The sequence below is a fragment of the Candidatus Dorea massiliensis AP6 genome, from assembly GCF_964245105.1.
GTDB lineage: Bacteria > Bacillota > Clostridia > Lachnospirales > Lachnospiraceae > Laedolimicola > Laedolimicola intestinihominis.
Map to the genome: position 1 here is coordinate 64,871 of NZ_CAXTKW010000016.1, position 12,723 is coordinate 77,593.

Sequence of the window (12,723 nt, forward strand, 5' to 3'; positions counted from 1 at the left end):
GCATGTATCAGATAGCGAAGAGTAAGCTGAACGAGCTTTACAGAGCCATCAGTGCAAAGGAAGACTTATTTCTCCCGGTACAGAAAGCCGGACAGACCAATTACGGACTGTGGACTGAAGAGGCTGCGGTGGATACCGATACGCTGAAGACCGTGAAGTCCGGTAAGGACTGCTTCTTCCCCCAGAGCGAGGTGCTCTATAAGAGCCGCTATGAGGGCGGAAAGGTCAGTATCGACCCGGCAGAGCTTCAGAATCAGCCCTTTGTGGTATTCGGCATGCGTGCCTGCGATGTGAGGGCTGTGAAGGTTTTGGACCAGGTATTCCTGACGGATCCGGTGGATACCTATTACGCGGCCAGAAGAGAGCATGGCACCATTGTATCCCTGGCCTGCAAAGAGCCGGATGAAACCTGCTTCTGCAAAAACTTTGATGTGGATGCGGCGGAGCCGGGCGCGGACGTGGAGACCTGGTTTGTGGGCGACACTTTGTATTGGAAATCTCTTACAGAAAAAGGTGAGACCCTGACTGCATTCGTGAAAGAAGCCCTGGCAGACTCCTTTATGGAAGCAGACGCAGCAGGAGAAAAAGCAGTGGCAGAGGAGCAGGCGGCGATTCGCGCCATCATCGAGAAGCTTCCCCTGTCTCACCTGGATTTGTCCCGGTTCAAACCGGAAAATACCATGGAGCTTTTTGATTCCCCGATCTGGGAGGATCTGTATAAGCCCTGTCTGGCCTGCGGAACCTGCACCTTCGTGTGTCCCACCTGCCAGTGCTACGACATCCGTGATTTTGATGGAGGCAAGGCCGGAATTCAGCATTACCGGTGCTGGGATTCCTGCATGTATTCCGATTTTACCATGATGGCTCATGGCAATATGCGTACCAGTCAGCTTCAGCGCTTCCGTCAGAGATTTATGCATAAGCTGGTTTATTATCCGGCCAACAATGACGGCATGTATTCCTGCGTAGGCTGCGGCCGCTGCGTCAGCAAGTGCCCGTCATCCTTAAATATTGTAAAAGTGATCAAGAAACTGGGAGGTGAGGGAAATGAGTGAATGTACCTGCGGCGGACACGCAAATGATATCAGAGTAGACGCACTGATTCCTATGATTGGCGTGGTGACGGATATCCGTACGGAAACTCCGGACGTTAAAACCTTCCGGGTAGTGGGAAGAGACGGCAAGAAGCTTTTTGAGCATATGCCGGGTCAGTGTGCCATGGTATCAGTTCCCGGTGTGGGCGAGGCGATGTTCTCTATCACATCTTCCCCCACCAACAAAGAATATCAGGAGTTCAGCATTAAGCGCTGCGGCTCCCTGACAGATTACCTGCATGGAATGAATGTGGGAGACGAGATTACCGTGCGCGGCCCCTACGGAAATGCCTTTCCGGTGGAGACAGCGCTGAAGAAGCAGAATCTTCTGTTTATCGCCGGAGGAATCGGTCTTGCGCCCCTTCGCTCTGTCATCAACTATGTGCTGGATAACCGGGACAATTACGGTACGGTAGATATTCTCTACGGTTCCCGTTCCGCGGACGATCTGGTGCAGCTTAAGGAGATTCAGGAAGTCTGGATGAAGACGCCGGGCGTCAATGTATATCTGACCATCGACCGGGAGCAGGAGGGCTGGGACGGCCATGTGGGCTTCGTTCCTTCCTATCTGAAAGAAATCGGCTTCGACACCAATAAGACCGTACTGGTCTGCGGACCGCCCATCATGATTAAATTCGTACTGGCGGGCCTGATGGAGCTGGGCTTCAACAAGACACAGGTGTACACGACCCTGGAGCTTCGTATGAAATGTGGTATCGGCAAATGCGGCCGCTGCAACATCGGCGCCAAATACGTATGCAAAGACGGCCCCGTATTCCGCTGCGACGAGATTGATGAATTACCACCGGAATATTGATAGGCAATGAGCAGTGCGCAGACAGGAAGCATCCGGCTGGCGTCGTGCTTGCACGTAAGACGGACGGAGGGTTTCTGGCTGCATAGGGCGAAGCCCTCAAGCGAGGAAAAGCGAAGCTTTTTCGAGCCTGAGCACTGCGGAGCAACACTCATGCAGTGCGCGGAGATGAAGCGAAGCGGAATCGAGCTTGGCACTGCGGAGAAAAGGCGAAGACTGAATAGAGAAAGGATAAAAAACATGCAGGAAATGGTAAACGTATATTTCTATGGAAAAAAGTATTCCGTACCCGCTGAGCTTACCATCATGACGGCTATGGAATACGCAGGCTATAAGCTGGTGCGCGGCTGCGGCTGCCGCCACGGCTTCTGCGGAGCCTGCGCAACCATTTACAGAATCAAAGGCAATAACGAGCTGAAGACCTGCCTGGCCTGTCAGACACAGGTACAGGAGGGCATGTACATCGCGACCCTGCCCTTCTTCCCGGCAGACAAGCGAAACTACGATATGGATGAGATCAGTGTAAAGCAGCGTGTGATGATGGATCTCTATCCGGAAATCTACAGCTGTATCGGCTGTAACGCCTGCACCAAGGGCTGTCCCCAGTCCCTGAACGTCATGCAGTACATCGCATATGCCCAGAGAGGTGATTTTGAGAAATGCGCCGAGGAATCCTTCGACTGCATCGGCTGCGGTATCTGTACCTCCCGCTGCCCGGCAGGCATTTCCCACCCCATGGTAGGCGTGCTGGCCAGAAGACTGACCGGAAAATACATTGCCCCGAAGGCAGAGCATCTGGAGAAGAGAGTGGAAGACATTCACCACGGCGCTTTCGACGACCTGATCGAGCAGATTATGCAGAAGCCCATCGAGGAAATGAAGGAACTGTACAACAACCGAGAGATTGAGAAATAGGAGGGGAGCGGACTATGTATACAGCGGAAATGCTGGAATCTATTAAAAAAGTAGAGGCCACAAGAGCACAGCGTATCGGTGTAGAGCCGAGACGAATGACAGCAGAGGAAAAGGACGCGCTCCTGAAAGAGTTCCATCCGGATTACCGGGAGGATGGATTCCAGGAGATTCAGGTCGGCCCCAATAAGGGCGAAAAGGCTCCCTATGAGCTTGGTACCCTGCTCCATTCCAACAGCCGGATTTTAAATGTACCGATTGATCTGGATAAAGTAGATTATGATGTGGATGTTCTGATCATCGGCGGCGGCGGAGCCGGTTCTTCCGCAGCTATCGAGGCGCATGAGGCAGGTGCCAACGTTATGATGGTGACCAAGCTTCGTATCGGTGACGCCAACACCATGATGGCAGAGGGCGGTATCCAGGCTGCGGATAAGGAAAATGATTCTCCTCAGCAGCATTATCTGGACGCCTTCGGCGGCGGACATTTCGCAGCCAGACCCGAGCTTCTGCGCCGCCTGGTTATGGAAGCACCGGACGCAATCCAGTGGCTCAATGACCTGGGCGTTATGTTTGATAAGGACAAGGACGGCCGGATGATTACCACACACGGCGGCGGAACCTCCAGAAAGAGAATGCACGCCTGCAAGGACTATTCCGGAGCGGAGATCATGCGTGTGCTCCGCGACGAGGTATGGAACCGTCAGATTCCGGTGGTAGATTTTACCGCGGCTGTAGAGCTGATTAAGGATGACAAGGGACAGGTGGCAGGCGCTGTTCTCCAGAATATGGAAACCGGAGAGTATAAGGTGGCGAGAGCCAAGACCGTTATCATTGCTACCGGCGGAGCAGGAAGACTGCATTATCAGCACTTCCCCACCTCCAATCATTACGGAGCAACTGCAGACGGACTGGTGATGGGCTATCGTGCGGGAGCGCCGCTTCTGTACCAGGATACAATTCAGTATCATCCCACCGGAGCGGCTTACCCGGCGCAGATCTTCGGCGCGCTGGTTACAGAGAAGGTTCGTTCCGTAGGCGCAATGCTGATCAATGTGGACGGCGAGGCCTTCATGCATCCGCTGGAGACCCGCGACGTATCCGCAGCCTCCATTATCCGGGAGTGTACGGCAAGAGGCAAGGGTGTTCCCACGCCGACCGGTTATGGTATCTGGCTGGACACCCCGATGATTGAGATGATTCACGGAGAGGGCACCATTGAAAAGAGAATTCCGGCTATGCTTCGTATGTTCCTGAACTACGGTATCGATATGAGAAAGCAGCCGATTCTGATTTACCCGACCCTTCATTATCAGAACGGCGGTCTGGAGATCGGCGGCGAGGGCTTTACCAAGGTAATCCCGAATCTGCTGGTAGCAGGCGAGGCGGTAGGCGGTATCCACGGAAGAAACCGTCTGATGGGCAATTCCCTTCTGGATATCATTGTATTTGGCCGCAATGCAGGTAAGGCTGCGGCACGCAAGTGCAAAGAGGTAGAGCTGGGAACGATGAATCTGGATCATCTTAAGAGCTATGCACAGGAGCTGGAAAAGGCAGGACTGCATACAAACGAGGTTTCTCCGATGCTGCTTCCGAATTACACCTTCGGCATGCCGAAATAACGCAGCAAAATAACGTCAATGGGGGTTGAAGTTATGGGGATTGTAACATGGTTTCAGGAGTCGGTATTATCCAATACCCTGATGATGGTATTTCTGATTGCCGTGATCGGTTATCTGGTAGGAAGTATTAAAATCTGCGGTCTGGAGCTGGGGACCGCCGGCATTTTGCTGGTGGCCCTGGTCTTCGGCCACTTTGGGGTAGAGATTCCCTCCCTGGTGCGGGAGCTTGGATTGATTTGTTTTGTAACCTCGGTAGGCTTTATTGCCGGACCGAAATTTTTCCGGAATTTTAAAAATAACGCCACGTCGTATATTTTACTGGGCGCTCTGGTTATCGGCGCGGGCGCGCTGACCTGTGTGGCCGTGATTAAAATCTTTGGGATTCCGGTGGATATCAGCGTAGGTATGATGACCGGCGCGCTTACCAGTACGCCGGGACTGGCGGCAGCCCTGGAGGCGACCGGATCGGACGCGGCCTCTGTAGGCTATGGCATCGCGTATCCCTTCGGCGTTGTGGGCGTGGTACTTTTTGTCCAGCTGGTTCCCAAGCTTTTGCATACGGATATGGAAGCGGAGCGGGCGCGGTTCGAAGCTGCCGCAGGCGTAGACGTGGAGGAGTTCCACAAGACCAAGAAGGAAGATTTATTCTATGCGGACAGTATGGGATTCTTCCCCTTCTCTCTGGCCATTGCCTTCGGTATTATTCTGGCGAAAATTGAAATCCCCCTTCCGGGCGGCGCGGTATTTGCCCTGGGAACCTCCGGCGGTCCGCTGATTGCGGGACTGATTCTCGGTCACTTCGGTCATTTCGGAAAATTGAGCGTACAGGTGGAGAAGCATGTCCTGGAGTGCCTAAGGGAATTCGGCCTGGCGCTGTTCCTTCTGGGAGCCGGAACCCAGGCGGGCGCGGGCTTCATCGAAATTCTGAAGGAGCACGGGGCGCTGCTGTTCTTGTACGGAGCTCTGATGACTCTTGTTCCCATGCTGCTGGGATACGTCTTTGCGGTAAAGGTGCTGCATCTGTCGCTGTTTAACTGTCTGGGATCTATCTGCGGCGGTATGACCAGTACGCCGGCCCTGGGAACCCTGATTCGTGTGACGGAGACCGACGACGTGGCCAGCGCCTATGCGGCGACCTATCCCATTGCGCTGGTGGCGGTGGTGCTGGCCAGCCAGTTTATCAGTTTGTTATTATAAACTCATAGGCCAGAACTATAAAATTATAAAATGTATCGAATTGTTTTATACATGGCAATGTGCTATATTACAGCTATGGAGGTGAAGTATCATGCGCGAGATTAAGGCCGCTGAGATCACAGACGTCGTAGAGCGCCTGTGTATCGAAGCCAATGAGCAGCTGCCGGAGGACATTAAAGGAGCCATCCGCCGCTGCAGAGCATGTGAAGACTGGGAGACAGCCCAGGGGGTTTTAGACAAAATTATCGAAAACTTTGAAATTGCGGGAGAGGAGCATGTACCCATCTGTCAGGATACGGGTATGGCCTGTGTATTCCTGGAGATTGGTCAGGACGTACATATCACAGGCGGCGATCTGCGGGAAGCCGTAGATGAAGGCGTACGCCGTGGCTATGACAAGGGGTACCTTCGAAAATCCGTTGTAAAGGATCCGGTGCGCCGCGGCAATACCGGCGACAATACGCCGGCTATGCTGTATACGGAGATCGTTCCGGGCGAGCAGATCAAAGTAACCGTAGGTCCCAAGGGCTTCGGCAGCGAAAATATGAGCGCTATCCGGATGTTCAAGCCCTCTGCGGGAATTGAGGGAATCAAGAGCTTTATTCTGGAGACCGTGGAGGCAGCAGGACCGAATCCATGTCCGCCCATGGTAGTAGGCGTAGGTATCGGAGGTACCTTTGATAAATGCGCGCTGCTGGCAAAGAAAGCACTGATGCGCAATACCGAGGAGCCGAATCCGGATCCCTATTATGCAGATTTGGAAAAAGAAATGCTGGAAAAGATCAACGAGCTCGGCATCGGACCCCAGGGCTTCGGCGGAAAGACCACCGCTCTGGCTCTGAACATTGAGACTATGCCGACCCATATCGCAGGCATGCCCTGTGCAGTCAATATCAACTGTCATGTAACACGCCATAAGACGGAGGTGATCTAGGATGGAGAAACATATTCAGCTGCCTCTGACAGAGGAGCTTGCGAAAACCCTGCATGCAGGCGACAGCGTGTATCTGACCGGAACCATCTATACATCCCGTGACGCGGGACACAAGCGCATGTGCGAGGCTCTGGCGCGTGGGGAAAAGCTTCCCTTTGATCCGACGGACGCCACCATTTACTATGTGGGACCGACTCCGGCGAAGCCGGGTCAGGTCATCGGAAGCGCGGGACCAACCACCAGCGGCCGTATGGACGCTTACGCGCCGACCATGATGAGCGTGGGCGCCAGAGGTATGATTGGCAAGGGCGCCAGACTTCCGGAGGTGGTGGAAGCCATGAAGAAGTATCATGGTGTTTACTTTGGGGCGATCGGAGGAGCGGGAGCGCTTCTGGCGAAATGCATCAAAAAATGTGAACTGATCGCATACGAGGATCTGGGCGCGGAAGCGCTTCGAAAGCTCTATGTGGAAGATATGCCGCTCGTAGTTATTATTGACAGCGAGGGAAATAATCTGTATGATGAGGGAAAAGCAGCCTATCTGGCCAGTAAAAAGAACTAGATTTACGAAAGGATGATTTTCCCATGTCTTTGATTCATGAAACAGAACAAGAGAAACAGATGTCCGAAGCCTTCGTGAACAGCGCCTTTCTGGCGCTGTCCGGAGGCTTTCAGGACGCTTATACCTATTTTACAAGAGAAGAGGTCTTCTCCAATGCCCAGACCGGCAACGTGGTGCTGATGAGTCAGCATTTCATGTGCGGCGAGTGGATGGCGGGTCTTCGCTACCTGTTCCCGATTCTGTCTTTTGCGGTGGGCGTCTGGGTGGCAGAGCAGATTCAGGGTCGGTACCGGTACGCAAGGAAGCTTCACTGGCGGCAGAGTATTCTTCTGCTGGAAATTGTTATTTTGTTTGTAGTCGGGTTTATTCCCACCCGTCTGGATATGATGGCGACCGCCCTGGTTTCTTTTTCCTGCGCCATGCAGGTACAGTCCTTCCGCAAGGTCAACGGTTATTCCTACGCCAGCACCATGTGTATCGGCAACTTAAGAAGCGGTATTGCGGCGCTGTCCGGCTATGTGCGGGAGCATAAGTCCCAGCAGGCGGAGCAGATGCTTTATTATTTTGGTATCATTTTCCTGTTTGCCCTGGGCGCAGGCGTGGGCGGCGTGCTGTCTATGAATCCGGCTGTGAGCATCCGGGCCATCTGGGTGTCCTGCGCGCTGCTGCTTGTGAGTTTCTGTCTGATGTTTATTGAAAAACCGAAGATATCTTAACGGTCAGAAACGCAGCACAACGACTGGTCAAGACAGAGTGACAGATGGTTGAAAAGGAGAGCGAAGATGGCAAAAAAAGAAAAAGAAATCAAGACCAACGCCATGCGTCTTCTGGAGCAGAAGAAGATTCCCTACACGGTACATACCTACGACGGTGAGGAATTCCATGACGGCGTCAGCGTGGCGGATATGCTGGGTCAGCCCCATGAGATTGTATACAAGACTCTGGTGACGGTGGCGAAGAGTAAAGAACATTATGTGTTTGTAATCCCCATTGAGGCGGAGCTGGATCTGAAAAAGGCGGCGAGAGCCGTTCATGAAAAATCAGTTGAAATGCTTCCCTTAAAGGAACTGACGGATCTGACCGGCTACGTCCGGGGCGGCTGCACCTGCATTGGTATGAAGAAGCAGTTTCCGGCGGTGCTGGACGAGAGCGCGAAGCAGTTTCCACGAATTATGGTCAGCGGCGGACGGCGCGGCTCCCAGATCGAAGTGAATCCGGAAGATCTGATGCGGGCGGCAGGCGGGACCTTTGCCGATGTTGTGATGGAATAGACTTATCATATAATAGAAGAAACAAAAGGAGGCGGAAGCGAACATTCCGCCTCCTTTTCTCTGTATTTTTCACAAAACGATCATATTTCCCTGTTATAATAGACAGAGATCAAGTATAATAAGAAATAATTTCTGTAGAAATAAGAGGCAGGAGGATTCGTGATGGATAAATTAAAAATTCTGGTAGTGGACGATGAGAGCAGAATGCGGAAGCTGGTCCGGGATTTTCTGGTAAAACAGAACTTTGAGGTACTGGAGGCCGGGGACGGCGCGGAGGCCCTGGACATCTTTTTCGGCACGGAGGGCATCGCCCTGGTGATTCTGGACGTGATGATGCCGAAGATGGACGGCTGGCAGACCTGCCGGGAGATTCGTGCGTATTCCAAGGTGCCGATTATCATGCTGACAGCCAAATCTGACGAGCGGGATGAGCTGCAGGGCTTCGACCTGGGCGTGGACGAGTATATATCCAAGCCCTTCAGCCCCAAAATTCTGGTAGCCCGGGTGGAAGCAATTCTCCGGCGTACCAGCGCCAGAGGCGCGGACGAGGTGCTGGATGCAGGAGGCATTTCCCTGGATAAGGCGGCGCATATCGTGACCGTGGACGGCAAGCAGCTGGATTTGAGCTTTAAGGAATTTGAGCTGCTGACTTATTTTATGGAAAATCAGGGAATCGCCCTTTCCAGGGAGAAGATTCTGAACAATGTGTGGAACTACGACTATTTTGGTGACGCCCGGACCATCGACACCCATGTGAAGAAGCTTCGGAGCAAGCTGGGCAACAAGGGCGACATGATCAAGACCATCTGGGGCATGGGCTATAAATTCGAGGTGGGCTGAGTATGAAATATTCTGTCAAGCATCCGGGAAAGCATTCCATCAAGCGGCAGATGGCCGCTATCTTCATCGGTGTATTGGCGGCGGCATTTCTGTGTGTTGGCCTGATCAATGCTTTTTTTCTGAAGGATTATTATATGTCTGAAAAGCAGAAAGCCATCATCAGTGCTTACGAAGCCCTGAATAAGGGCGTCAGCAATGGGCTTACCAATGACGACGATTTCAAGGCAGGCATGGAGCTTATCTGCAACACGGACAATATCTCCATCTTCGTTATGGATAACAGCGGCGAGCCAAAACTTGCCACAAACCGGGATTATCAGATTCTGCAGAAAAAGCTGTACAGTTATATTTTTGAGGCGGACACTCAGAATTCCATAGTGTTGGATACTGCGGACAATTACACGATTCGGGAGAGCCGGGATCATTTTTCCCAGGCGGATTACCTGGAGATTGTGGGCACTCTGGATTCCGGCGAGCCCTTTATTATGCAGACGGCCATCGAGAGCATCCGGGACAGCGCAGCCATTTCCAACCAGTTTTTCCTCTATGTGGCGCTGACGGCCATGGTATTCGGCTCCCTTCTGATCTGGTGGCTGTCCAGACGGATTTCCGAACCGCTGCTGGAGCTGACGGACATCTCCAGGCGCATGGCGGATCTGGATTTCAATGCGAAATTCACGTGCGATATCGACAATGAAATTGGTGTGCTGGGCGAGCATATGAATGAGATGTCGGAAAATCTGGAAAAGACCATTTCAGAGTTGAAGACTGCCAACAACGAATTGCAGCGGGATATCGAGCAGAAGACCCAGATCGATGAGATGCGAAAGGAATTCCTGTCCAACGTATCCCATGAACTGAAGACGCCCATCGCCCTGATTCAGGGCTACGCGGAGGGTCTGAAAGAGTGCATCAATGATGATGCTGAAAGCCGGGACTTTTACTGCGAGGTCATCATGGATGAGGCCCGGAAGATGAACACCATGGTGAAAAATCTGCTGTCCTTAAATCAACTGGAATGTGGCAACGATGTGGTTACCATGGAACGGTTTAATATTGTATCACTTATCCGAAATGTTTTAAATTCTTCGAAAATTCTTATGGAGCAGAAGGAAATCCATCTGATTTTCAAAGAAGAGGAGCCGGTCTACGTATGGGCCGATGAATTTAAGATCGAAGAGGTCGTGACCAATTACATCAGCAACGCCATCAATCACTGTGATTTCGATAAAGTTATCGAGGTCAAGCTTCACCGGGAACATGATCTGGTGCGGGTATCGGTATTTAATACCGGCAATCCCATCCCGGAGGAGGACCTGGACAAGGTCTGGATCAAATTCTATAAAGTGGACAAGGCCCGGACCCGGGAGTACGGCGGCAGCGGCATCGGTCTGTCCATCGTTAAGGCCATTATGGATTCCCTGCACCGGGAGTGTGGTGTGCGTAACTATGATAATGGCGTGGAGTTCTGGTTTGAGCTGGATGCCAAGGTGCAGGCCTAGGGGAAAGGATTTTATTATGGTAAGAAAGCATATCTATTTTTCCGGCCGTGTCCAGGGCGTGGGCTTCCGGTATCAGGCGGCGTACTATGCCAGAAACCTGGGGCTCACCGGCTGGGTGCGGAACCTGAGCGACGGACGGGTGGAGATGGAGGTTCAGGGGCGGGAGTCCTTGATTTCCCAGCTGATCCTCACACTGAAAAATCAGCCCTATATCCGGATTGAGGGTATCGAATATCAGGAGCTTCCGGTGGAAGTGGGAGAAACGAAATTCATCACCCGGTTTAGCTATTGAATAAACCGGGAGAAAAAGAACAGGGAGAACAGAAGATGTGTGAATTATATTTCAGAAACGAAGGGCTTCGATGGAAGGCGAGGGAAGGACAGACCCTTCTTGAGGCAGCGGTGGAAGCGGGAATATCTCCGGACGCGCCCTGCGGAGGAAAGGGAAGCTGCGGAAAATGCCGTGTACGGGTAAATGGTGAGCCTGTGCTTGCCTGCCAGACGAAGGCTGCGGACGGTATGGAGATCGATACCTTATGGGAAAGGGAACAGGACACACAGATTCTGACCGAGGGACATACAGAAGACAGAAAAAAGACAATAGTGAATCCGGGAACGCTTCCGGGAGACGTAAAAGATCCGCTTCTGGCGGCGGCAGATGTGGGCTCTACCTCTGTGGTGGTGTATCTTATGGACGCCCGGACCGGAAGAGAACTGGCGGTCAGAAGTATGCTGAATCCTCAGCGCCAGTATGGGGCTGACGTGGTGGAGCGGGGAAATTATGTGTTGAAGCACGGGCCGGAGCAGCTGTATCGCTGTATCCGCCGGGCGGTCAGTGATTTGCTTGCCCAGGCGGCGGAGGCAGCAGGAAGAACTGCGGAGGATATTGTCCGGGTAGCGCTTGTGGGCAACAGCTGTATCCACCATCTGTTTCTCGGGCTTCCGATTGACACGTTGGTAAAAGCTCCTTATGATCCGGTGGTGAAGGGAGCGCTTAAGCTACCGGCGGCGAAATTTGATGTGCGGATCCATCCGCAGGGGGAGATACTCTGGCTGCCCAATATCGGGGGCTTTGTAGGCGCGGATACAGTCGGCGGCATTTTGGCGTCCCGTATTTATGAGAAAGAAAAGCCGACTTTGTTGGTGGATATCGGAACCAATGGGGAAATTGTTCTGGGAGACAGGCAGGGACTTATGGCTTGCTCAACGGCAGCGGGACCGGCCTTTGAGGGTGCCAAGATTACCTGTGGTATGCGTGGAACCGAAGGAGCGATTGATAAGGTATGGCTTGAGAATGGAAAGCTTTCCTGGCATGTAATCGGGGAAGGGGAGCCGAAGGGGATCTGCGGATCCGGTCTTCTGGATGCGACGGCCTGTCTCCTCCGTCTTGGAAAGCTGGACGAAACCGGGCGCATGGAAGAGCAGACGGTATCTTTTACGGAGCAGGTGTATCTGAATCAGCGTGATATCCGGGAGTTGCAGCTGGCGAAGGCGGCTATCTGCGCAGGTATCCGGCTGTTATGCAGTCATCGCGGCATAGAGGTGGATGAGATAGATACCCTCCTGATAGCCGGAGCCTTTGGCAATTATATGAATCCGGCCAGCGCATGTGCCATTGGTCTGCTGCCGCCGGAGCTGGAGAATCGAATTCTTTCGATCGGAAACGCGGCAGGCGAGGGCGCAAAAATGGCAGTGCTGAATCAGGAGGAGTTCATGAGAAGCAGCAGACTTTCCGAAGAGACTCGTTTTGTAGAACTGGCCCTGGAGCGGAATTTCCAGGATGTCTATGTAGAGGAACTGCTTTTCCCGGAAGAAGAGGAATAAAAGCAGTTGCAAGTTTACATAATTGTAGAAAAAGTAGATACTGTAGAAAAAATAGAAAAAGTTTTAAAAATTTTAAAAAAAGGTGTTGACATTCTCTTGCACCCGTGATAAAGTATAGAAGCTGTCGCGAGGGACAGCGGTTCACTTCAAA

13 protein-coding genes are annotated in these 12,723 nt (G+C 52.6%); all 13 read left to right on the plus strand.

Translation table 11 applies throughout. From position 1 onward, the window contains the following. Positions 1-2: 2 nt before the first annotated feature. The 13 genes from ACESZP_RS15460 to ACESZP_RS15520 all read left to right on the plus strand — a co-directional run bounded on the left by ACESZP_RS15460 (position 3) and on the right by ACESZP_RS15520 (position 12,572). Positions 3-1,055, plus strand: coding sequence for a 4Fe-4S dicluster domain-containing protein (locus ACESZP_RS15460; RefSeq protein ID WP_178039820.1), 1,053 nt, complete (start codon positions 3-5; stop codon positions 1,053-1,055). Further along, positions 1,048-1,911, plus strand: coding sequence for an FAD/NAD(P)-binding protein (locus tag ACESZP_RS15465; protein WP_158364894.1), 864 nt, complete (start codon positions 1,048-1,050; stop codon positions 1,909-1,911). The genes ACESZP_RS15460 and ACESZP_RS15465 overlap by 8 nt, the downstream gene beginning before the upstream one ends. A gap of 48 nt (positions 1,912-1,959) precedes the next feature. Further along, positions 1,960-2,823, plus strand: coding sequence for a 4Fe-4S dicluster domain-containing protein (locus tag ACESZP_RS15470; protein WP_499709591.1), 864 nt, complete (start codon positions 1,960-1,962; stop codon positions 2,821-2,823). A gap of 14 nt (positions 2,824-2,837) precedes the next feature. Continuing rightward, positions 2,838-4,442, plus strand: coding sequence for an FAD-dependent oxidoreductase (locus ACESZP_RS15475; protein ID WP_178039818.1), 1,605 nt, complete (start codon positions 2,838-2,840; stop codon positions 4,440-4,442). A 33-nt stretch (positions 4,443-4,475) separates the two neighbouring features. Then, on the plus strand, positions 4,476-5,639 hold the full coding sequence (locus ACESZP_RS15480; RefSeq protein WP_178039817.1) for an aspartate-alanine antiporter-like transporter: 1,164 nt from the start codon (positions 4,476-4,478) through the stop codon (positions 5,637-5,639). 91 nt (positions 5,640-5,730) lie between these two features. Beyond that, positions 5,731-6,573, plus strand: a complete 843-nt coding sequence (locus ACESZP_RS15485; protein ID WP_499709593.1) for a fumarate hydratase — start codon at positions 5,731-5,733, stop codon at positions 6,571-6,573. A 1-nt stretch (position 6,574) separates the two neighbouring features. Further along, complete coding sequence (locus tag ACESZP_RS15490) at positions 6,575-7,135, plus strand: Fe-S-containing hydro-lyase (protein ID WP_178039815.1); 561 nt, start codon at positions 6,575-6,577, stop codon at positions 7,133-7,135. Between the two features lie 23 nt (positions 7,136-7,158). Then, positions 7,159-7,851: a YoaK family protein gene (locus ACESZP_RS15495; RefSeq protein ID WP_499709595.1), complete on the plus strand. Its 693-nt coding sequence runs from the start codon at positions 7,159-7,161 to the stop codon at positions 7,849-7,851. 66 nt (positions 7,852-7,917) lie between these two features. Further along, on the plus strand, positions 7,918-8,406 hold the full coding sequence (gene ybaK / locus ACESZP_RS15500; protein WP_349165035.1) for a Cys-tRNA(Pro) deacylase: 489 nt from the start codon (positions 7,918-7,920) through the stop codon (positions 8,404-8,406). 162 nt (positions 8,407-8,568) lie between these two features. After that, positions 8,569-9,246: a response regulator transcription factor gene (locus ACESZP_RS15505; protein ID WP_499709597.1), complete on the plus strand. Its 678-nt coding sequence runs from the start codon at positions 8,569-8,571 to the stop codon at positions 9,244-9,246. Positions 9,247-9,248: 2 nt separating this feature from the next. Continuing rightward, positions 9,249-10,748, plus strand: a complete 1,500-nt coding sequence (locus tag ACESZP_RS15510) for a sensor histidine kinase (protein WP_499709598.1) — start codon at positions 9,249-9,251, stop codon at positions 10,746-10,748. A gap of 16 nt (positions 10,749-10,764) precedes the next feature. Next, positions 10,765-11,040, plus strand: a complete 276-nt coding sequence (locus tag ACESZP_RS15515) for an acylphosphatase (protein WP_499709599.1) — start codon at positions 10,765-10,767, stop codon at positions 11,038-11,040. Between the two features lie 35 nt (positions 11,041-11,075). After that, on the plus strand, positions 11,076-12,572 hold the full coding sequence (locus ACESZP_RS15520) for an ASKHA domain-containing protein (RefSeq protein ID WP_499709601.1): 1,497 nt from the start codon (positions 11,076-11,078) through the stop codon (positions 12,570-12,572). Positions 12,573-12,723 lie beyond the last annotated feature (151 nt).